Here is a 21,653-nt window from a genome sequence, read left to right on the forward strand (position 1 = left end):
CGCTTCCATTCCTGGTGGTGGGTGTGCCTGACAGTACTGGTGGGGCGAAAAAGTGTGGGCAGATCTGGTTATGGTTTTTCGTGTCTAGCGGTCGAGCATCACGTCGATGCGCGCTTCGTCGACCAGCGCCAGGTGGCGTTTCAGGCGTTCATTGCGTTCGGCGAGCAACAGTGTCTTGGTCCAGGCGACGGCCTTGGGGTCATGGGCGGCCAGTTGCGCGGCCAGCTCAAATGCGCGGGCAAAAGGATCGTCGACTACCTCGTTGACCAGCCCCAGGCTCAAGGCGTGGGCGGCATCGAACGGCCGGGCGCTGAGCATGATGTCCAGCGCCGCCGCTTCGCCGATCAGGGCGGGCAGGGTGATGGCGCTGAAGCCCGACAGCATGCCGTGGCGCACTTCCGGAAAGCTGAACTGCGTGTCATGCCGGGCAATACGAAAATCGCAATGGATCGCCAGGCTGATGCCCAGCCCCAGAGTGTGGCCGTGCAAGGCGGCAATCACCGGCTTGCGCAGCGCGTTGCCGACACCGGGCAGCGCGCGGGCGAGCACTTCGCTGCTGGCGGTCTGCCCGGTGGCCTGGATTTCCTTGAGGTCGGAACCGGCACAAAACGCCCGTTCGCCTGCACCGCGCAGCACGATCACGCGTACTTCATCATCGTCCTCGGCACGCTGCCACACCTGACCCAGCTCGGCCTTGGTCTGGCTGTTCAGCGCATTCAGGCGCTCGGGGCGGTTGAGGGTGACCAGCAGGACGCCTTCGCCCAGCTTCTGATACTCGACTGTCATGAACCGATTTCGCCCATTTCAAAAGAAAGACGCATTGCCTCTTGAGGTCAGCGTCGAAGTGGGGAAAACTTAATAGATGTGCACAATGCAAACAACATGTTTGTTATATGAACATATTATTAGATGGTTACTAACGGTTATAAATGATGAAAGCGATCGTTCTGAAAGGCTTCGGTGGCCCGGAGCAGCTGCAAGTCGAAGAAGTGCCCACCCCACAGGCAGGCCGTGGCGAGGTGCTGGTCAAGGTCCACGCCGCCGGCGTCTGCCACCACGATTTACTCCACCGCGCCGGACAATTGCCCGGTGCACACACCGGCGTAGTGCTCGGCCATGAAGTGGCCGGCGAAGTGGTCGAGGTCGGCGCCGATGTGTCGAACCTGGCCATCGGCGCGCGGGTGGTGATCTACCAGCGGCGTTTCTGCGGCCAATGCCGGCAATGCCTGCGCGGCCGCCAGGATTTGTGCCGCGCCCTGGGTTTGCCCTCGGTCGACACCGAAGGCGCCTACGCCCAATACCTGCGCGTGCCGGCGATATCGGCGGTCGAATTGCCCGACGGCCTTGACTACACCCAGGCGGCGCTGGCCTCGTGCCCGATTGCCACCAGTGTGCGCGCACTGCATGGCGAGGCGGTGCTCAAGCCCGGCGAAACCGTGCTGATCAACGGCGCCAGCGGCGGCCTTGGTGCGCATCAGGTGCAACTGGCGCGGGCCTTGGGTGCGCGGGTCATCGCTGTGACCGGCAGCGCCGACAAGCGCGAGTTTCTGCAGGCGCTCGGTGCCCATGACGTGGTGGTCAGCAGGGGCGATTACAGTGCGCAGGTCTGGCAACTGACCGGCAAGCGTGGCGTCGATGTGGCCATGGAAAACCTCGGCTCTACGCTGGGCGAAACCCTGCGCAGCATGACCCTCGGCGGGCGCGTGGTGGTGCTGGGCAATGTCGCCCCAAGTGCCGTGCCCATTGCGCCCGGCCTGTTGATCGGTCGGCGCCTGAAAATCCAGGGCTCGGGCAGCGCGACACTGGAAGAACTGCGCACCGCGCTGGCGCTGATCGCCGCCGGTCACGTGCGGCCCTTGATCGACCGGGTACTGCCGTTTACCGAAGTGGCCCAGGCGCATGCGCTGCTGGAGTCACGACAGGTCAACGGACGCATCGTCCTGAGCGGGTGGTGAGCATGGACATCAGCACACTGCTGCACCAGGCCGCCTGCAAGTGGCCCGAGCACATCGCCCTGCATGAGCCGGCCAGCGCGCGCCGCCTGACCTTTGCCGAGCTCGATCAGACATTGAGTGCGTTCGGCCTGACCCTTGAACAGCGCAATATTCCAACCGGTGCGCGGGTGGCGTTGCTGGCCGAGGCCAGTATCGACTACCTGCTCGCCGACTATGGCTGCATGGCCAACGGCCGGGTGCGCGTACCGCTGGACCCGGCCTTGTTGGTTGAAGAGTTGCTGGCGCAGGTGCGCGATGCCCAGGCCGCGTTGCTGCTGTATTCCTGCCAGCACCAAGCGCTGATCGAACCGCTGCGTCAGGCCGGTGTGCAGTGTGAGGCGCTGGAAAACTTCATCGCAGTGGCGGACGTTGCAGCAGCGGACGTTGCAGCGGCGCCACGCCCGCCCCGGCCTGCCGATTCGCTGGCGTCGCTGAACTACACCGGCGGCACCACCGGCGTGCCCAAGGCGGTCATGCATCGGCATGCCAGCCTGTGCGCGGTGCTGCAGAACATCGTCATGGCCCGTGGCGCGGTGCCCGGTGACGTATTGCTCAATGTGCGGCCGCTGTGGCCGATCGCCGCTGTCGCGGTGCTTGGGCATCTGCTCAGCGGCGGGCACGTGGTGCTGGGCGGGCGTTTCGAGGCGGCGACCTTTATCAGGCAATTGCAGCAGCACGAGGCGGCATTCAGCTCGCTGGTGCCGACCCAGTTGCTGCGGTTGCTGCGTGAAGCCGGCACGCAGGCCGCCGCCTTGCCGCGATTCAAGACCCTCGACATCGGCGCCGCCGCCCTGGCCAGCGAAGTGCTCGACGGCGCCTGCGGTGTGTTTGGCGACCGCCTTAGCGTGTTGTACGGCATGACCGAAGCACCGTGGAGTTGCTACTTGTCGGCAGCGCAGATGGCCCAAGTGCGGGCGGGCGGCGAGTCGGCGGAAGGTCTGGTAGGACGGTCGGTGTTTTCCAGTGCCGTGCGCATCGACCGGCCGGATGAGCAAGGCACAGGCGAAATCTTCATCGCGGGCCCGCAACTCATGGCCGGCTACTGGCAGCAGCCCGACCTCAGCGCTCAGGTGCTAGACAACGGCTGGCTGCGCAGCGGCGATCTGGGTCGCATCCGCCCGGACGGTTTGCTGGTGGTACAGGGCCGCTGCAAGGACATCATTCGCAGCGGCGGCAAATCGGTGCAGCCCGGGGAAGTCGAGCAAAGCCTGCTGGAACATGCGCAGGTCAGCGATGCCCATGTGTTTGGTCTGGCGGACCTGGAATGGGGCGAGCAGGTGTGCGCAGTGGTGGTGCTCGGCGAAGGCGGCACGCTGGACTGCGAGGCGCTGATCGAACATTGCCGCGCGCGGCTGTCACGCTTCAAAGTGCCGCGCCGGATCTGGTTTCTGGAAGAACTGCCACGCTCGCATTACGGCAAAGTACAGAAAAAGCGCCTGCTCGAAATGCTGGGGGTGGACCTGTAGGAGATCACTCGCATTAACGAGCCAAATGGGCTATCTCCAGCGCTGTAGCGAGGCGGGCAAGACGTTTATCGTGTGTCCAAAGCAATGAGTGGGTCATCATTGCCGAGGCTAATAAAACCATATCGACCAGTCCGCAGCCCATGCCGTAGAGCTTACGTTGTTCTACAAAGGTCATGACCTCATCCAGAGTAGGCTGCTGGCTGTATCTGAGACTGGAAAGATCCGCCAGTGTGTTCACTCTTTCTGGGGGAGTACCACACGCTATCTCCCCCAGAATCATTGGATGAATCAGCACACGATCTTGTTGTAAAAGCGCGATCAAGTGCTCATCTCTGTCTCGGAAATGACTCACCCATACCGAAGTGTCGACTAAAACATTCATCGACTGGTCTCAGCGTTACGCCGCGGTATTTCTTCCATGGAAGGAGCGCTAGAACCCAAAGCAGCTAGACGCTTTGCGGCTTGTACCCGGACAAACGTCTGTATTGCCTCTCGAAAAAGATCAGCTTTATCCATGTCAGGATCTGCGACTTCAAGCGCACGTTTGTAGAGTGCATCGTCGATGGTCACCGTGGTTCTCATAGTGCGGTCTCTCATCAAAGTTGATTCATTTTTGCATCATTTTTGATGATTATGCGGCCGGTCATTCTCGAAGTCCATGCCCGGTAATGGATCCACTTTGTTTACACATCTCCCAACTGCGCCGCAATCCCGTCGCAGGCGCGGCGTACGTGGCTGGCCAGAGCCGATTGGGTGTGGATTTCGCTTTCCATGTCGAGACCCGCCACGACCAGCGCGCCAATCGCGGGGCCGCCGTTGGGGCGGATCGGGTAGGCCAGCGATGACAGGCCGGGCTTGAACTCGTTGTGGCCGAAGGCAAAGTGATCCTGCTGCACAATCGTCTCCAGCGCCGGCAGCGCTTTGGCGTGACGTTCCAGGCCCAACAGGGCGATGGCGCTGGCCGGGCTGTAGGTCGCCAGGATGGCGCGGCCGCTCGGGCTGCCGTCGAGAGGGAAATGGTCGGCCAAGTCGACGATCACGTTCAGCGGCGTAATGGGCGTCCACATGCGCTCGATCAACACCACCTGATCGCCCACCGGAATCGACACCGACACAATGGCCTGCCGGTCACCGGTCACGCGTTGCAATTCGATGGCATAAGGCAGGGCGATCTTGCGCAGGTTCAGGCGGTTCAGGTACGCCGTCGAATACACCAGGCATTCCGGGCCCAGACGGTAAGTGCCGTGCTGCGACTCGATCAGGCTCCAGTACGTCAGGGTCTTGAGCAATCGATGAATGGTGGTGCGGTCGATACCGGTCAGGCGCGCCAGGTCCAGCGCGCTGGCGCCATGCTTGAGGCCGGCCAGCGTGCGCAGCAGCACGACGGAGCGGTCAATGACCTGTACACGCCCGCCGGCGGTCTGTTCCTTGCCGGATTCCTGGCTGGGGGCGGGTGTGGAATGAATCGAGGAGATGTCCATTGTGACTGTGGGTTCCGAATCGTCTGCTGGGCGTTCACGGGCGCGGCGGTCTGCAAGGGTAGCCGTGATCTGCACCAGGGTGAAGCGCCGAGTAACACCCGATGACTGCCGGGCGGACAATTGAAACAGAAAATGTATCGTTATCGATGTCAACTCTGCGTTGATCCCTTGTCTGCCTTGTTGCAGACTTGTCGCCTCTTTTCGTTGTCGTCTTGTCGCGGCTGTCTTGCCGCTACTTTGCCCGGGATTCTCGATGTTCAATTTTCTGAATGTGCGCACAGCATGCTGGGTGGCCGCCTTGCTGCTGGCCGCAGGCTGCACTTCCACCAAGAAGCAGGCGATTTACGATCACGAGCATTTCGACGATGCCGGTACTTTTTCGCGCAGTTACCCGGCCAGCGACGTGGCGTCCTGCGAAGCGGCGCGTCGGGCGCTGCTTAGCCAGGGCTACATCATTACCAGCAACGACCCGAAAATGATCAGCGGGCGCAAGAGCTTCCAGCAGACCGGCGATACCCATATCGAGATCAGCTTCAACGTGGTCTGTGCCGACGACACCCGTCCTGGCACGTCAAGCATGTTCGCCAACGCCCTGCAGGATCGCTACGCGCTGAAGAAAACCAACACCTCGGCCAGCCTGGGCGTCGGCGTGCTGGGTTCGGTGTCGATGCCGATCGGTTCCACCGACGACTCGATGGTCAAGGTCGCCAGCGAAACCGTGGCCTCGGACAAGTTCTACGAGCGTTTTTTTGGCCTGGTCGAAAACTTCCTGCCGGCCGAGGTCAAGCAGGCGGCGCATATCGTCGAAAAACCCAAGGCCGACATGGGCGTACCAGAAGTCGCTCCAGCGCCGACGGCAGCACCTGCACCGGCCCCCGTCGCGCCGGCTGCATTGTCAGCCCCAGCGGCAGTGCCGGCGGTGGTTGCCGAGCCGGTCACTGAATCGCCCGCAACGGCCGTCGGCAGTGAGCCGCAGGCAGCGCCCGCAGAGTCGGAGTCGATCAAGTTCGAAACCTTTGAGATGCCTGCCGGTGAGCCAAGCCAGCCCGTTCAGCCCGCTACGGACCAGCCGGCGATAGAAGAGCAACCTGCCACTGAGCAACCGACCATAGAGCCACTGTCCGCCCCGTCCACGCAGCCACCGGCGGAGCCGATTCAGGCCATGCCGATCCCGTAAGTGCTAGGGTTTTTGCGTCGTGCTCTGCGCATGCAATTGCTGTAAAAACGCCGTCAGCGCGACTTCTTCGGCGCTCAAACCCTGACGTTTACGCGAGCGCGGCAGTTTTGCCAGCTCGCCCAGCACGAAACCTTCGAGCACCGCCGGGTGGATATAGCACTTGCGGCACACCGCCGGTGTGTTGCCCAGCTCTTTGGCGACGTTCTTGACCATCTCGACGATGTGCTTTTTCGCGTCGGCCTCCGGTTCCCAGTCCAGTTTGCGCAAGGTCGTCAGCGCCATCACGCTGCCGGCCCAGGTGCGGTAATCCTTGGCGGTGAAATCGGCGCCGGTCAGGCTGTGCAGGTAGGCATTGACGTCCGATGAGGTAATGCCGTGACGCTGGCCATCTTCGTCCAGATACTGAAACAGGTTCTGCCCCGGCAGCTCCATGCAGCGCTTGATGATCCGCGCCATGCGCCTGTCCTTGATGCTGATCTGGTGCTCGACGCCACTCTTGCCGCGAAACTGAAACAGAATCTCGCTACCCTTGATGTCCACGTGCTTGTTACGCAGCGTGGTCAGGCCGAACGAACGGTTGTCGCGGGCATAGCGCGAGTTGCCGATGCGGATCAGCGTCGCGTCCAGCAACATCACCACCGCCGCGATGACCTTGTCACGGCCCATGCCGGGCGCGCCCATCTGTGCTTCAAGTTGCTTGCGCACCTTGGGCAGGGCCGAGCCGAAGGCCATCATGCGCGTGTACTTGTCCTCGTCGCGAATCTCGCGCCAGCGTGCGTGGTAGCGGTACTGCTTGCGCCCACGCGCATCGCGGCCGGTGGCCTGCAAATGGCCACGCGGGTCGGCGCAAATCCAGACGTCGGTGTAGGCGGGGGGAATGACCAGCGCATTGATCCGGGCGATCTCGGCCTTGTCGCGGATGCGCTGGCCGTCCAGATCGAAATAGGCAAACTTGCCACGCAGGACTTTCCGGCTGAAACCGGGCTGGCTGTCGTCGACGTAATGCAGGTCGCTGGGTAGCTGTTCGGCGGCGATGGCGTCGGGCATGAAGAAGGTCCTGGAGGGGATATCTTCATGGACCGCCGCCGCGTTTACAGGTGCGAAAAATCTTTAGCCCAAAAACAAGCGGTATGCCGGGTTATGCGTCTCGTCCCAGTACGGGTAGCCAATCTCCTGCAACGTGTCCTTGACCAGATCGTGCTCGTCTTCGGGCACCACCAGCCCGGCCACGACTCGGCCGTCGGCCGCACCATGGTTGCGGTAGTGGAACATCGAGATGGTCCAGCGCCCGCCGAGCTTGTTGAGGAAGTTGAACAGCGCCCCCGGCCGCTCCGGGAACTCGAAACGCAGCACCAGCTCATCGCTGACCCGCTCCGAATGGCCGCCGACCATGTGGCGGATATGCAGCTTGGCCAGTTCGTTATCGGTCAGGTCGATCACCGGAAAGCCCTGTTCGCTCAGGCTGGCGATCAACGCATGGCGCGGGTCGCGGTCCGGGTGAGTCTGCACCCCAACGAAAATGTGCGCTTCGCGGTCGCTGTGGTAGCGGTAGTTGAATTCGGTGATCTGCCGTTTGCCGATGGCTTCGCAAAAGGCCTTGAAGCTGCCCGGCCGCTCGGGAATGGTCACCGCGATGATCGCTTCGCGGCCTTCGCCCAGCTCGGCGCGCTCGGCGACATGGCGCAAGCGGTCGAAGTTGACGTTGGCGCCGGAATCGATGGCCACCAGGGTCTGACCCTGCACGCCGCGTTGCTCGACGTATTTCTTGATCCCCGCCACACCCAAGGCCCCGGCAGGTTCGGTGATCGAGCGGGTGTCGTCGTAGATGTCCTTGATTGCGGCGCAGATCTCATCGCTGCTGACGGTGATCACTTCATCCACGTAATGGCGGCACACCTCAAAGGTGTGCTGGCCGATCTGCGCCACCGCCACGCCATCGGCAAACAACCCGACCTGGCTGAGCACCACGCGCTCGCCGGCCGCCATCGCGGCCTGCAAACAGTTGGAGTCGTCCGGCTCGACGCCGATGACCTTGATCTCCGGGCGCAGGTATTTAACGTAGGCAGCAATGCCGGCGATCAGGCCGCCGCCACCGACCGGGACAAAGATCGCATCCAGTTGCCCCGGCTGCTGACGGAGGATTTCCATCGCCACCGTGCCCTGGCCGGCGATGGTGTCCGGGTCGTCGTAGGGGTGGATATAGACCAGACCCTGTTCGTCGACCAGTTTCAGTGAATGTGCCAGCGCTTCGGGAAAGGAGTCGCCATGCAACACCACCTGTGCACCCCGCGAACGCACGCCTTCGACCTTGATCTCTGGCGTGGTCTTGGGCATGACGATGGTGGCCTTGATGCCCAGCTCGCGGGCGGCCAGCGCCAGGCCCTGGGCGTGGTTGCCGGCAGAGGCGGTGACCACGCCGCGCGCCAGTTCTTCGGCACTCAGTTGCGCCAGCTTGTTGTACGCGCCCCGGATCTTGAAAGAGAACACCGGTTGCAGGTCTTCACGCTTGAGCAGCACCTGATTGCCCAGGCGCTCGGACAACTGGCGTGCGCCCTGCAGCGGGGTTTCGATGGCGATGTCGTAAACGCGGGAGGTGAGGATCTTGCGGGCGTAGTGGTTAAGCAGATCGGGTTGTACGTGGCTCATCGCAGCGCTGGCTCCTGGTTCAAACATTCAAGCCCGGGAGACAGTAAAAACCCGCCTCCAGGGCGGGTTTTTTTGCAAACGTCGGCTAACCCGCCATGACTGGAATGACGGTAATAATAATCTGGCCGAGGTTTTGCTTGGATGTGTACATGGCAGCGAGGGTATTGCGCTACGGGCTTGTGAGTCAAGAGCGTAATGGCCAGTTGATCCATGAATGCACGTAATGGCAGTTGATGCACCGGGGTGGTGCGGGGCAGCCGCTAAATTGCCGCTAAATTATGGGTAGACCGGCTCGTATCTTAATGCCAGTGACATTTTTTCTTCACATGTGAACCTTAATGTCAAGCAAGCGGTCAGTACACCCAACGCCCGAAAGAATGAGGGCGACTCACTGAATCAAGCCAAGAGGGCTAGCAACATGGACGAATACCAGGAAGAACTGCTCGAATACCGCGCCTTTGAACTCGACCCGGTGGAACCTGCCGACGACGCGACAGAGCTGTGATCAGCGAGCGCTTTGGCGCTGGTGGCGGCGAAACTCCCCGGGAGTCTGCCCGCTCCAGCGTTTGAAGGCGCGTTGAAAGGCCTCTGCCGAGGCAAACCCCAGCAGGTAGGCGATCTCGCCGAACGCCAATTCAGTATCGCGGATATACGTCATCGCCAGATCACGCCGCGTGTCATTGAGAATATCCCGAAAACGCGTGCCTTCATCGGCCAGCTTGCGCCGCAAGGTCCAGGTCGGCAGTGTCAGCCGCGCCGCCACTTCTTCAAGATCCGGTTCGCGTCCCCCATTCAGCAGCGGCCCCAGCAGGCCGATGATGCGTTCGCGCAGGCTGCGCGTGCGCGTCAGGCGTTCCAGTTCCTGCTCGCACAACTGCCGCAAGTGCTCGAATGTACTGGGGCAATACGCCGGGTTGCGCAATGCCAGATGTGCATGGTCCAGGCGCAGCCGATTGGTTGCGGCCTCAAAGGCGATGGGCTGTTCGCTAAGTGCGGCATAGTCGGCGCCGTAGTCGGGGGGCGCAAATTCGATTTCGATGCGCTGGGCCAGAATCGGCTGGTCGGCCACGGCGGATAACTGCGTCAGCCAGCCGCTGAGCAACGAGTCGACGACAAAGCGGTTATAGGCGTTATACGGGCTGATGGAATAGAACTGCAGCCAGGCGCCGTCGGCGTCTTCATGAAAGCTCGACTGGCCGCGGTAGTTGGAGCCGTACAGCGGCTCGAAACGCAGCAAGGTCCGCGCCGCCTCGCGCACTGTCGGCGCCTGTGCCGCCGTAACCCCGGCCAGCCCGATCTGGCCCAGATGGCTGAGCCTGCCCATGCGCAACCCAAGCCCAGGCTGTCCGGTCAGCTCGATTGCCGCATGCCCCAAGTGCATATAGCGCGCAATAGACAAGCGCCCGCCGGCCTGACTCAGGCGCGTGGCGCTCAAGCCGTACTGTTCGAGCAGCGGCGCCGGGTCATGGCCGTAACTGCGCACCGCATCGCTCAGGCTGTGGATAAAACCCACCGACAGATCGCCCAGGCGCAGGGTCGGACGGTGGCTGTTCATAACCACAGATTGATCATGCGCGCGCCGCCACCGCTGCGCTGTTCGACCTGCTGCGCGGCAGACTGCACAGGCAACGGGCGCTTGTGCACATGGGTAAAGCTCTCGCCAAAGCTGCTCTGGTCCCAGAACTGGCCATGCATGAACACGCTGATGCCGGCCCTTGCCGTGCTGCCCGGCGCCTGCCCGGTGAGGGTCAGGTGTTGCCAGGCCTGGCCTTCGCTGAGGCTGCCCGCTGGCAGGTCGACGTCTTTGCGCGCCCGCCAGGGCTGGTTCCAGCGCTGGCGATCGGGGGCAAAGGCCGGCACCGCGATCAGTTCGGCGGCCTGGGTGTTCAGGCGCGCATAGTTGCGTGCATACCAGCTGTCGCTGCCGATCAGCACGCCCAGTCGCCCGGCCGGGGTGTCGAACACCTGCAGGTCGGCAGGGTCCGCGCCCTGAATGTAGCGGCGCTGATGGGTGTCGGGGGCTGTCTGGCGTTGCGGCTGACCCAGCGGCTGGCCGTCGGCGCCGAACACCACGCTGACGTTGTATAGCGGCCCGGTGCCGGTTTTCAGCCGGCCCTCTTCGATATGCGGCTCGGGCAGCACGATGGAACCGGCGACCAGCGTCACCGAAAACTCGCGCGCCAGGCCGCCAAACACCTGTTGATAATCACGGGCCATGCGCCGCGCCTTCATGCGCAGGGCCGTATCGGCCAGCCGCTGCCGGCCCTCGGCCTGCAACAGGGCGCGGGCAAACTGCAGCGGGTTGCTCCAGGCCAGCCACTCCATCGCCGTGTTGATGTTGTCGGCCTGGTAAAACTGGTTTTTCTCGCCAGCCGCCACCAGCCAGGTGCCGATGTGTTCGGGCAGCACCACCAGCGTCTTGTCGTTGAGCAAACCCTGATCGCAGGCCTGTTGCAACCAGGCGGCCAGCTTGCGGTGCAGGCGGTCCAGGTCCTGATAATCGGTGGGGTACAGCTCGGCCTCGATACCCAGCAGATTACCGCGCCCTGCGGGCTGGCCTTCGTTGGCTGCCAGTTGAATGCGCAGGTCCGACAGGTAATGGCCCATGGGCCGCTGGGTGGTCCACACGCCATAGCTGGCCAGCAAGGCGGCGACCAGCAGCGCAAGGCTGAGACCGAAAAATTTACGCATAAAGGCCAGCCACGGGCGTTGGAAAGTTGTCGACTAGGGTAGGGCGCGGCTGGCGGCTTGCCAAGCCCGGTTGCGCACAAGGATCAGTGAGTTGTCAGTTTCGGTCATTGAGCGCCGTGATCTTGCTCTTTACTGTGAGCAGCATAGTGATAAGGGAGCCATTAGAGACTCCCGACCCTTTCCGTGATGATCTCGTTGGAGCCTGACCATGAGCACCGCCGCCTACCCGCACCTGCTCGCCCCGCTGGACCTGGGGTTTACCACCTTGCGCAACCGCGCCCTGATGGGCTCGATGCACACGGGCCTGGAAGAAAAGCCCGGTGGTTTCGAGCGCATGGCCGCCTACTTTGCCGAGCGCGCCCGTGGCGGCGTCGGCCTGATCGTGACCGGCGGCATCGCCCCTAACGAAGAGGGCGTGACCTACAAAGGCGCGGCCAAGCTGACCAGTTCCGAAGAAGCGGCCCAGCATCGAATCGTCACCGATGCGGTGCATGCGGCCGGCAGCAAGATCTGCATGCAGATTTTGCACACCGGGCGCTACGCCTACAGCCCCAAGCTGATCGCGCCCAGCGCCATTCAGGCGCCGATCAACCCGTTCAAGCCACGCGAGCTGGACGAGGAGGGCATCGAAAAACAGATCAGCGATTTCGTCACCTGCGCCAGCCTGGCGCGTGAGGCCGGCTACGACGGCGTCGAAATCATGGGGTCCGAAGGCTACTTCATCAATCAGTTCCTGGCTGCGCGCACCAACCAGCGCACCGACCGCTGGGGCGGCAGTTATGAAAACCGCATGCGCCTGCCGGTGGAAATCGTGCGCCGGGTGCGCGAGGCGACGGGGCCGGACTTCATCATCATCTATCGCTTGTCGATGCTCGATCTGGTCGAAGGCGGCAGCGACTGGGACGAAATCGTGCTGCTGGCCCAAGCGGTCGAGCGCGTCGGCGCCACCCTGATCAACACCGGTATCGGCTGGCATGAAGCGCGCATTCCGACCATCGCCACCAAAGTGCCGCGCGCCGCCTTCAGCAAAGTCACCGCGCACCTCAAGGGCGCGGTGAGCATTCCGTTGATCACCACCAACCGCATCAACACGCCAGAAGTCGCCGAGCAGATCCTCAGTGAAGGCGATGCCGACATGGTCTCCATGGCCCGACCGTTTCTGGCCGACCCGGAGTTCATCAACAAGGCCGCTGCCGGGCGCGCCGCCGACATCAACACCTGCATCGGCTGCAACCAGGCCTGCCTGGACCATATCTTTGCCGGCAAGCTGACCAGTTGCCTGGTCAACCCGCGTGCCTGCCATGAAACCGAACTCAACTACGTGCCCACCGCGCAGCCCAGGCGCATTGCTGTGGTCGGTGCCGGCCCTGCCGGGCTGGCCGCTGCCACCGTGGCGGCGGGGCGTGGGCATCAGGTCACGCTGTTCGAGTCAGCCAGCGAGATCGGCGGCCAGTTCAATATCGCCAAGCAGATTCCGGGCAAGGAAGAGTTCTTTGAAACCCTGCGCTATTTCGGCCGCCTGCTGCAAAGCAGCGGCGTGGATGTCCGCCTCAATACCCGCGTGACGGCGCAGGACCTGCTGGCGCAAGGCTTTGATGAGGTGTTGCTGGCCACTGGCATTACCCCACGAAAGCCTGCGATTCCAGGCATCGAACATCCCAAGGTGCTGAGCTACCTGGAAGTGATCGGCCAGCACCGTCCGGTCGGGCAGCGGGTGGCGGTGATCGGCGCGGGCGGCATCGGTTTCGACGTTTCGGAGTTTCTCGTCCATCAAGGCACCTCGACCAGCCTGAACCGCGAGGCATTCTGGAAGGAGTGGGGCATCGATACGCACCTGCAGGCACGTGGCGGCGTGACCGGTATCACGCCCGAAGTCGAAGCGCCGGCCCGTGAAGTGTTTCTCATGCAGCGCAAGGCGTCCAAGGTCGGCGACGGGCTGGGCAAGACCACCGGCTGGATTCACCGCACCGGCCTGAAAAACCGTCAGGTGCAGATGCTCAGCGGCGTGCAATACCTGCACATCGACGATGCCGGCCTGCATATTCGCATCGGCGAGGGCGAGCCTCAGGTGCTGGCGGTGGACAACATCGTCATCTGCGCAGGCCAGGACCCGCTGCGCGAGCTGCATGACGCGCTGGTCGAAGGCGGGCAAAGCGTGCACCTGATCGGTGGCGCCGATGTCGCCAGCGAACTGGACGCCAAGCGCGCCATCGATCAGGGTTCACGAATGGCGGCCGCGTTGTAAACTCAGCGGCCTTGCGACTGACCGGCCTATTCATGATCCACACCGCCCTGACCTGGCAGCCCCAGGCCCCGTTGCAACCCTTGACCCTGCCCTGGTTGCAACAGGCCGGGGTCGAGGTGGCGATCCTGCGTCTGGACCTGATCGACCCGCTGATCAGCGGCAACAAGTGGTTCAAGCTGCGCGAGCATTTGCAGATCGGATTAAAGCAGGGCGCGACAGGCCTGATCAGTCTGGGTGGCGCGCACTCCAACCACCTGCACGCGATGGCGGCTGCGGGTAAGCGCTTCGGTTTCCCGACCGTCGGCCTGCTGCGCGGCCATGCGCAGCAAACGCCCACGGTGCAGGATCTTCAGGCGTTCGGCATGCAACTGCACTGGCTGGGTTATGCCGGCTACCGCGAGCGCCATCAGGCCGGTTTCTGGCAACCCTGGCAGGCGCAATACCCGGACCTGTACCCGATTGCCGAAGGTGGTGGCGGACTGGCCGGCACGGTCGGCTGTGCGGACATCGTCAGGCAGGCTCGCAAGCAATTGGCCGCGCTGGGCTGGGACGATTACCACGGCTGGTGGCTGGCCGCCGGCACCGGCACCACCCTGGCCGGGCTGGTCCGCGCCGAGGCTGGCGCGCACCCGGTTTACGGCGCACTGGCCGTGCCGGACGATCACGGCGTGGCCGGTAACGTCGCAGCCCTTGTTGAGCAGCCCGATCACGGCTATGAACTGCTGGATGCCAGCCGTGGCGGCTTTGCCAGAACCGATGCCCGCTTGCTGGCGTTCATCCAGGACAGCGAGGCACACAGCGGCGTGCCGCTGGAGCCGCTGTACACCGGCAAAGCCCTGCTGGCGCTGCACGATGCCGTTGTCCAGGACCGCTTCGCACCCGGTACACGGCTGATCTTCGTCCACACCGGCGGCCTGCAAGGCCGCCGCGCCTTGAACGGGTAAAACGCTCTGCTGCGTGGCAAACAATGTCGGCCTCGGATACGTCGATGCCCCTTTCAGAGCGAGGCAGGCCCGACAGCCTGCGGATAATCGATTCAGTCCCGATTATCCCGCCGAGGTCCGCATGACAACCACCGCTGTCGAGCAGGTCGATCCTGCCACCCTGAGAAAAGTCATCGTCGCGGCTGCCATCGGCAACTTCGTCGAGTGGTTCGACTTTGCCGTCTACGGCTTTCTGGCCACCACCATCGCCTTGCTGTTCTTCCCCAGCGGCGACCCCAGCGTAGCGCTGTTGAAAACCTTTGCCGTGTTCGCCGTGGCCTTCGCCTTCCGGCCGCTGGGCGGCATTTTCTTCGGCATGCTCGGCGACCGCATCGGCCGCAAGCGCACCCTGGCCATGACCATCCTGTTGATGGCCGGCGCCACCACTCTGATTGGCGTGTTGCCGACCTACGCCAGCATCGGCGTGATGGCGCCCATCCTGCTGACCCTGATTCGCTGCGCCCAAGGCTTTTCTGCCGGCGGTGAATATGCCGGCGCCTGCGCTTATGTCATGGAGCATGCGCCGAACGACAAGCGCGCCTGGTATGGCAGCTTCCTGCCGGTCTCGACCTTCTCCGCCTTCGCCTGCGCCGCCGTGTTTGCCTATGTGCTGGAAGCCTCGTTATCGGCCGAGGTCATGGCCAGTTGGGGCTGGCGCCTGCCGTTCCTGATCGCCGCGCCCATGGGCCTGATCGGCCTTTACCTGCGCTGGCAACTGGATGAAACCCCGGCCTTCCAGGCGGTCAGCGACGAACATGCAGTGGCGCATTCGCCCTTGAAGGAAACCTTGTTGCACCACGGCCGGCCCATGCTCTGTCTGGGCGCTTTCGTGTCGCTGACGGCGCTGTCGTTCTATACCTTCACCACCTACTTTGCGACCTACCTGCAAGTCGCCGGCGGCCTGAGCCGCGCCACGTCCTTGCTGGTGGCGCTCATTGCCTTGCTGTTCGCCGCCGCCATCTGCCCGCTGGCCGGCGCCTTCTCCGACAAGGTGGGGCGGCGCAAGACCATCGTCACCACCTGCGCGCTATTGATCGTGGCCGTATTGCCGTCATTCCTGATGGCTAGTTCCGGCTCGTTCGCCGCCTCCGTGCTGGGCGTGATGCTGCTCGCCATTGGCGCCGTGCTCAGCGGCGTGGTTACCGCCGCGCTGCTGTCGGAAGTGTTCCCGACCCGCACGCGCTACACCGCCTCGGCGATCACCTACAACATGGCCTACACCCTGTTTGGCGGCACCGCGCCGCTGGTGGCCACCTGGCTGATTTCGACCACCGGCAGCAACCTGGCGCCGGCGTTCTATCTGGTGGCCGTCGCGCTGCTGGCGCTGATCGGCGGCCTGGCACTGCCGGAAACCTCACGCATTTCGCTACACGACGTGCCGTCGATGGACAAACAGCCGGTGGCGAGTTCTATCGCGTGACACTGTCTACAAACGACACCGACAGGGCTGTGCAGCCGACGGCCCTGTCGCAAAAACGGCAAGAAAACATGGCGTCCCTGCACCGAAAAATGGCACATTGACGCGCCTCTGGAGTGAATGACACATCTTGTAATCATCCCTTCAAGGGCTTCTGCCACTTGATTTCAGGATGATTCCTCATGTCGCTCAGTGCCCAATCCGCCCCTGCGGCGGCTTCGACGGCCCCTCAATCCAGCCCGCTGGTCATGCGCATCATTGGCGCCGTGGCCCTGGCTCACCTTATCAATGACCTGATCCAGGCGATCCTGCCGTCCATCTATCCCATGCTCAAGGCCAGCTATGACCTGAGCTTTGCGCAGATCGGCATGATCACCATGACGTTCCAGATCACCGCCTCGCTGCTCCAACCCTGGGTTGGTTATTACACCGACCGCCATCCCAACCCGCTGGTATTGCCGCTGGGCTCGGTGTGTACCCTGATTGGCATCGTGATGATGTCGATGGCTGGCAGCTTCGAGATGATCCTCCTTGCTTCGGCATTGATCGGCATTGGCTCGTCGACCTTCCACCCCGAAGCGTCGCGCATTGCCCGGCTGGCGTCAGGCGGCAGGTTTGGCCTGGCGCAGTCGACCTTTCAGGTCGGCGGCAACACCGGCACGGCTATCGGCCCGTTGCTGGCGGCGGCGATCATCATTCCGTTCGGCCAGGGTAATGTCGCCCTCATCGGCGTCATTGCGCTGCTGGCGCTGGGCCTGCTGTGGGCCATTAGTCGCTGGTACAAAGCGCACTTGACTCTGTTCAAACTGAAATCCGGGCAGGCCGCGACCCATGGCTTGTCGCGCCGGCAGGTGATCTTTTCGCTGGTGATCCTGGCGCTGCTGATCTTCTCCAAGTTCTGGTACATGACCAGCCTGACCAGCTATTACACCTTCTACCTGATCGAGAAATTCGACCTGTCGGTGCGCAGCTCGCAGTTGCATCTGTTCCTGTTCCTGGGGGCGGTGGCGGCGGGGACTTTCTTCGGTGGCCCGATCGGCGACAAGATCGGCCGCAAGGCGGTCATCTGGTTCTCGATCCTCGGTGCCGCGCCGTTCACCCTGGCGCTGCCGTATGCCGACCTGTTCTGGACCAGCGTGCTGAGCGTGATCATCGGCTTTATCCTGGCCTCGGCGTTCTCGGCCATCGTGGTCTACGCGCAGGAACTGGTGCCGGGCAACGTCGGCATGATCGCCGGGATCTTCTTCGGCCTGATGTTCGGCCTGAGCGGCATCGGCGCGGCCACCCTTGGGTTACTGGCCGACAGCCACGGCATCAACTACGTGTATCACCTGTGCTCGTTCCTGCCGCTGCTGGGCATCCTGACCGTCCTGCTGCCGCGCATGAAGAAATAACCCGTACGCAGGACCGTAGGACCGTAGGACGGTAGGATCGTAGGACCGACTTCAGTCGGGAACGGTGGCGACGCGGTTCGCAGCTAAAGCGGATCGCCGCCCGGCAGCTCCTACGAGTCCGGCACAGGCACGCCCCGGCGCGTGGTGTCCACCGGCGCAGGCACTGCCATGCATGAAGAAATAACCCGTGCGCAAGACCGTAGGACGGTAGGACCGACTTCAGTCGGGAACGATGGCGACGCGGTTCGCAGCTAAAGCGGATCGCCGCCCGGCAGCTCCTGCGAGTCCGGCACAGGCACGCCCCGGCGACTGGTATCCACCAGCGCCGGCCAGGCATCCGATACCAGAAACAGCCGCTCGGCCTCGTGCCAGTCGCCAGCGGCCTGTTGTTCCAGACGCACCAGTAACTGCGCCGGCGCCAGCGGGTCGAGCTGTTCGAGCCAGATGTGCATCTGTTCTGCACGCCAGGCCTGTTCATAACGTGCCGGCGCCAGCCAGGCCTGGCGTGGCAAGGGCTGCCAGCAGCCCGGTAGGCTCTGGGCGATAAACGCCGGCCAGTCGCGTTGATGCAACCAGCGACCCTGCAAGTGTTGCGCGTGCGCCCCCCTCGGTGGCTGCGCTTCACCGGGCCACGGGTACAGCAGATAACCGCCCAGCCACAGCTCGGCACTGAACCCGTCGATGCCCAGTTCGTTCAGGCAGGCGCGGCTTTGCGGGCGTGCCGACATCGGCAACTGGTGCTCAGTCAAACGCGCCAGTTTTCGGTCCAGGCGGTCGTTGGAGCCCGGCCCCAGCCAGTTGGCCGGGTCGCTGCCGTCACCGTCCTGCGGTCCCAGATACAGCTTGATCGCCAGCTCGACGTGATGCACGCCATCGCGATCACGCAGCAACAGGTCCAGCTCGCCCAGCGTGTGGCCCTCCAGGCGGATCGGCAGGTTGGCGGCAATGATCTCGACGCCCGGAGCCTGCTCAATTGCAAACTGCCAAAGATGCTCGTAATAGCGGCCCAGCCGGTGCGTGGTCGCCTGCGCCAGCCACTGCTCCAGCAGGCCCGGGTCGCGGTCCAGATTCGCAAGAAAACCGGCCAGTTGCTGCGGCGCCTGCACCCAGTCGCTGGCGCTCAAGGGATGGCGCTGCGGCCAGGGCGTGTGTGCCAGCATGGGCGGAGCGATGATCACCCAGGCCAGATCGCGGACGGCGGGATGGCGTAACTGGCGGGGCAGATCGATGAGGCTGGGGAATAGAGTCATGCGCCGAGAATAGCCCACGTTCTTTGGTAAGTGCGCTGGATAAAAACTGTGACACAGCTCACAGCCAGGGCTGCGTGTGGGAATTTTCCTGTTTGTAAGTGGTCTTTTACACGCTGGATACACAAACGCATCTCGTTCAGACCTTTCTGAACTCACTCAGCAGGCGGATTGCACGCCTCGCGCCATCGCTAATGGATTACACATGCTTGCCACGTCACGGACATGGCCGACTCTGTGCGGCCTGATTTTGAGCCTGGGTGCTGTTTCACCCGTCATGGCAGCCACGCCCGGCGAGCAGGACTTGATCCGCGACCGCCAGGACCGCCTTCTACAAGAACAGCGCCGACGCCTTGAAGAACTCAAGGACTTGCCCGGCAAACAGGCCACCCCGCAGGCGCCTGCCGCGCCGGTCGACACGCGCTGCTTCGACATCAAGCACATCGAACTCAAGGGCGCCGACTCATTGTCCGAGGCCGAACGCCAGCGCCTGATCGCGCCGTACCAAGGCCAATGCCTGGGCGTTACGCAACTCAATGAACTGCTCAAGGCCATTACCAACCGCTACCTCGACAAAGGCCTGGTGACCACCCGCGCGTACCTGCCGCAGCAGGATTTGTCGAAGGGCGATCTGCAGATTCTGGTCATCGAAGGCAAGCTGGAAAAACTGCGCAGCGAGGCCGGCAGCGACCTGTCGGCGCGGGAGCTGGCCATGACCTTTCCGGGCAAGGAAGGCGAGGTGGTCAACCTGCGCGAGCTGGAACAAATGGTCGACCAGCTCAACCGCCTGCCCTCGAAACAGGCGCGGCTGGAGCTGACCCCCGGCCAGCAGGTCGGCGGCAGCGACGTGGTGGTCAACAACACCGCGCTCAAACCCTGGCGCGTCTCGTTGTCGCGCAACAACGACGGCCAGCGCAGCACCGGCGAGCAGCAATGGAATGCCGGCCTTGAGTGGGACAGCCCGCTGGGCCTGGCCGATCAGCTCAGCCTGCGCGGCGGGCATGACGCGATCAGCGATCACCAGAAAACCTCGCGCAACGGCGTGCTGGCCTACAACTTGCCGCTGGGCTGGTGGACCTTCAGCTACCTGTACAGCGAAAGCGAATATCGCGCGCGCGGCCAGGGCGATGGTTTTACCTTCAAGCAGGACGGCGACAGCCAGAACCACCAGTTTCGTGCCGAGCGCGTGGTGCATCGCGATGCGCTGAGCAAGACCGCGCTCAACGTGGGTCTTGCCCATGTGCGCACCAACAACTATGTCGAAGACAGCAAGCTGGCGCTGAGCAGCAACCGCATTACTGAAGCGCAGTTCGGCATCAACCACGGCCGGCGCGTGGGCTCGGCGTTCGTCAACCTCGACCTGGGCGTGCAGCAGGGCATCGGCGCGCTGGATGCGCAAGGCCGCCATCACCCAGGCCCCGGCGAACCCGACGCGCGCTACCGCAAATACACCGGCACCTTGAGCTACCTGCACCCGTTCCAGCTGGGCGGCGAGCAGTTGACCTTCACCAGCCTGGCCACCGGGCAACGCAGCGAAGACCCGCTGTTCAGCCCGCAGCGCCTGAGCCTCGGTGGCTCATCCTCGGTGCGCGGCTACAAGGACCAGTTTCTGGCCGGCGACAGCGGCGGCTACTGGCGCAACGAACTGCGCCTGGCCCGCCCGGTGACGCTGGACTGGATGCGCCCGGCCTTCGTCGAATACGGCGCGGCGATTGGCTACGACCAGGGCGTGATCCGCAACAACCGCTACAACGGCGAAGAACACGGCCGCCTGTCCAGCCACTCGCTGGAACTGTATGCCCGAGGCCAGCACGCCGCTGCCTCGGTGACCTTCGCCCATTCCCTTGAACGTCCCGACGTGATCGAGCGCGAAACGCCGATCTATTTCAGTCTCGACCTGTTCCTGTAATTACATCGTTTTGAGGTTTCACATGGATGTTCATCGTTTCTGGGGCATGCCCAAACGCGGCCTGGCACTGATTCTGGCCAACGCGCTGTTCTGGCAACCCCTGCTGGTACAGGCCCAAGGCATCGTCGCCAGCAATCCGGCGACCCAGGTCGGCCAGGCCGGCAACGGCGTGCCGGTGGTGAACATCGCCGCCCCCAACGGCAGCGGGCTGTCGCATAACCAGTTTCAGCAGTACAACGTCGACAGCAAGGGCGTGATCCTCAACAACGCCACCAATCCGACCCAGGGCACGCAACTGGGCGGCATCGTGGTTGGCAACCCCAACCTGCAAGGCCGGGCGGCGGGCACCATCCTCAACGAAGTGACCGGCGCCAACGCCAGCCAGCTCAACGGCTACACCGAAGTCGCCGGGCAGTCGGCGCGGGTCATCGTCGCCAACCCGCACGGCATCAGCTGCAACGGTTGCGGCTTCATCAACACCCCGCAAGTAACCCTGACCACCGGCAAACCGGTGATCGATGCCAGCGGCCAGTTGCAGCGCTTCAACGTGCAGGGTGGCAGCATCAGCATCGACGGCGCCGGGCTGAATGCGACCAATGTCGATCAGTTCGACATCATCACCCGCAGCGCGAAAATCAACGCCCAGTTGCACGCGAAGAAACTCAACATCGTCGCCGGGCGCAACGACGTCGATGCCCAGACCCTGGCCGCCACCGCGCTGCCCGACGACGGCAGCGCCAAACCGGAACTGGCCATCGACAGCTCGGCGCTGGGCGGCATGTACGCCGGCGCGGTCAAACTGGTGGGCACCGAAGCCGGCGTCGGCGTCAGGCTGGCCGGCGACCTGGCCGCCAGTGGTGGCGATATCCAGATCGACGTCAACGGCCAGTTGACCCTCGGCCAAAGCGCCGCCAGCGGCAACATCGCCGCCAAGGCCCGCGACATTACCGTGACCGGCCCTGCCTACGCCGGTGGCCAACTGAATCTTGAGGCCAGTGGCAAA

18 protein-coding genes are annotated in these 21,653 nt (G+C 63.4%); 9 read left to right on the forward strand and 9 right to left on the reverse strand.

What is annotated here, in order from left to right:
• Positions 1-84: 84 nt before the first annotated feature.
• Complete coding sequence (locus ACYP2A_RS25670; protein ID WP_459748727.1) at positions 85-786, reverse strand: enoyl-CoA hydratase/isomerase family protein; 702 nt, start codon at positions 784-786, stop codon at positions 85-87.
• 146 nt (positions 787-932) lie between these two features.
• Here ACYP2A_RS25670 and ACYP2A_RS25675 point away from each other — a divergent pair, with 146 nt between their 5' ends.
• Complete coding sequence (locus tag ACYP2A_RS25675) at positions 933-1,955, forward strand: alcohol dehydrogenase catalytic domain-containing protein (RefSeq protein ID WP_459748728.1); 1,023 nt, start codon at positions 933-935, stop codon at positions 1,953-1,955.
• A 2-nt stretch (positions 1,956-1,957) separates the two neighbouring features.
• Positions 1,958-3,460: a class I adenylate-forming enzyme family protein gene (locus ACYP2A_RS25680; protein ID WP_459748729.1), complete on the forward strand. Its 1,503-nt coding sequence runs from the start codon at positions 1,958-1,960 to the stop codon at positions 3,458-3,460.
• A gap of 13 nt (positions 3,461-3,473) precedes the next feature.
• Here ACYP2A_RS25680 and ACYP2A_RS25685 read toward each other — a convergent pair whose 3' ends face one another.
• The 3 genes from ACYP2A_RS25685 to ACYP2A_RS25695 form a co-directional block, all read right to left on the reverse strand.
• Positions 3,474-3,842 carry a type II toxin-antitoxin system VapC family toxin gene (locus tag ACYP2A_RS25685; RefSeq protein WP_459748730.1) on the reverse strand — a complete coding sequence of 123 codons (369 nt, stop codon included), beginning with the start codon at positions 3,840-3,842 and terminating at the stop codon, positions 3,474-3,476.
• Positions 3,839-4,042, reverse strand: a complete 204-nt coding sequence (locus ACYP2A_RS25690) for a type II toxin-antitoxin system VapB family antitoxin (protein ID WP_459748731.1) — start codon at positions 4,040-4,042, stop codon at positions 3,839-3,841. The genes ACYP2A_RS25685 and ACYP2A_RS25690 overlap by 4 nt, the downstream gene beginning before the upstream one ends.
• Before the next feature lie 101 nt (positions 4,043-4,143).
• Positions 4,144-4,941 carry an IclR family transcriptional regulator gene (locus ACYP2A_RS25695; protein WP_459748732.1) on the reverse strand — a complete coding sequence of 266 codons (798 nt, stop codon included), beginning with the start codon at positions 4,939-4,941 and terminating at the stop codon, positions 4,144-4,146.
• Positions 4,942-5,194: 253 nt separating this feature from the next.
• Here ACYP2A_RS25695 and ACYP2A_RS25700 point away from each other — a divergent pair, with 253 nt between their 5' ends.
• Positions 5,195-6,118: a DUF2242 domain-containing protein gene (locus ACYP2A_RS25700; protein ID WP_459748733.1), complete on the forward strand. Its 924-nt coding sequence runs from the start codon at positions 5,195-5,197 to the stop codon at positions 6,116-6,118.
• A 3-nt stretch (positions 6,119-6,121) separates the two neighbouring features.
• On the opposite strand, the gene ACYP2A_RS25705 is transcribed toward ACYP2A_RS25700, so the two are convergent.
• From ACYP2A_RS25705 to ACYP2A_RS25720, 4 genes are all read right to left on the reverse strand, one after another.
• The gene (locus ACYP2A_RS25705; RefSeq protein ID WP_459748734.1) at positions 6,122-7,165 is read right to left on the reverse strand and encodes a DNA topoisomerase IB; all 1,044 of its coding nucleotides are present in this window, start codon (positions 7,163-7,165) and stop codon (positions 6,122-6,124) included.
• Positions 7,166-7,228: 63 nt separating this feature from the next.
• Positions 7,229-8,764 carry a threonine ammonia-lyase, biosynthetic gene (gene ilvA, locus ACYP2A_RS25710; protein WP_459748735.1) on the reverse strand — a complete coding sequence of 512 codons (1,536 nt, stop codon included), beginning with the start codon at positions 8,762-8,764 and terminating at the stop codon, positions 7,229-7,231.
• 505 nt (positions 8,765-9,269) lie between these two features.
• The gene (locus tag ACYP2A_RS25715) at positions 9,270-10,319 is read right to left on the reverse strand and encodes an AraC family transcriptional regulator (RefSeq protein WP_459748736.1); all 1,050 of its coding nucleotides are present in this window, start codon (positions 10,317-10,319) and stop codon (positions 9,270-9,272) included.
• A complete protein-coding gene (locus ACYP2A_RS25720) occupies positions 10,316-11,455 on the reverse strand; it encodes a carbon-nitrogen hydrolase family protein (protein ID WP_459748737.1) in 1,140 nt (379 codons plus the stop codon). Before ACYP2A_RS25720 ends, ACYP2A_RS25715 begins: the two co-directional genes overlap by 4 nt.
• 208 nt (positions 11,456-11,663) lie before the next feature.
• Here ACYP2A_RS25720 and ACYP2A_RS25725 point away from each other — a divergent pair, with 208 nt between their 5' ends.
• The 4 genes from ACYP2A_RS25725 (at position 11,664) to ACYP2A_RS25740 (ending at position 17,494) form a co-directional block, all read left to right on the forward strand.
• Positions 11,664-13,700 carry an oxidoreductase gene (locus ACYP2A_RS25725; protein WP_459748738.1) on the forward strand — a complete coding sequence of 679 codons (2,037 nt, stop codon included), beginning with the start codon at positions 11,664-11,666 and terminating at the stop codon, positions 13,698-13,700.
• A gap of 32 nt (positions 13,701-13,732) precedes the next feature.
• Positions 13,733-14,644, forward strand: a complete 912-nt coding sequence (locus tag ACYP2A_RS25730; RefSeq protein WP_459748739.1) for a 1-aminocyclopropane-1-carboxylate deaminase/D-cysteine desulfhydrase — start codon at positions 13,733-13,735, stop codon at positions 14,642-14,644.
• Positions 14,645-14,765: 121 nt separating this feature from the next.
• Entirely contained in the window at positions 14,766-16,103 is a 1,338-nt protein-coding gene (locus ACYP2A_RS25735) for an MFS transporter (RefSeq protein ID WP_459748740.1), read from the forward strand.
• Between the two features lie 179 nt (positions 16,104-16,282).
• On the forward strand, positions 16,283-17,494 hold the full coding sequence (locus ACYP2A_RS25740; RefSeq protein WP_459748741.1) for an MFS transporter: 1,212 nt from the start codon (positions 16,283-16,285) through the stop codon (positions 17,492-17,494).
• Positions 17,495-17,745: 251 nt separating this feature from the next.
• Here ACYP2A_RS25740 and ACYP2A_RS25745 read toward each other — a convergent pair whose 3' ends face one another.
• Positions 17,746-18,744, reverse strand: coding sequence for a DUF1853 family protein (locus tag ACYP2A_RS25745; RefSeq protein WP_459748742.1), 999 nt, complete (start codon positions 18,742-18,744; stop codon positions 17,746-17,748).
• A 202-nt stretch (positions 18,745-18,946) separates the two neighbouring features.
• On the opposite strand from ACYP2A_RS25745, the gene ACYP2A_RS25750 reads away from it, so the two are divergent.
• Together ACYP2A_RS25750 and ACYP2A_RS25755 are read left to right on the forward strand one after the other, a co-directional pair.
• On the forward strand, positions 18,947-20,650 hold the full coding sequence (locus ACYP2A_RS25750; protein ID WP_459748743.1) for a ShlB/FhaC/HecB family hemolysin secretion/activation protein: 1,704 nt from the start codon (positions 18,947-18,949) through the stop codon (positions 20,648-20,650).
• Positions 20,651-20,672: 22 nt separating this feature from the next.
• On the forward strand, positions 20,673-21,653 hold a 981-nt coding region (locus ACYP2A_RS25755), incomplete at its 3' end, for a filamentous hemagglutinin N-terminal domain-containing protein (RefSeq protein WP_459748744.1).

The organism is Pseudomonas sp. 3A(2025) (genome assembly GCF_054589175.1).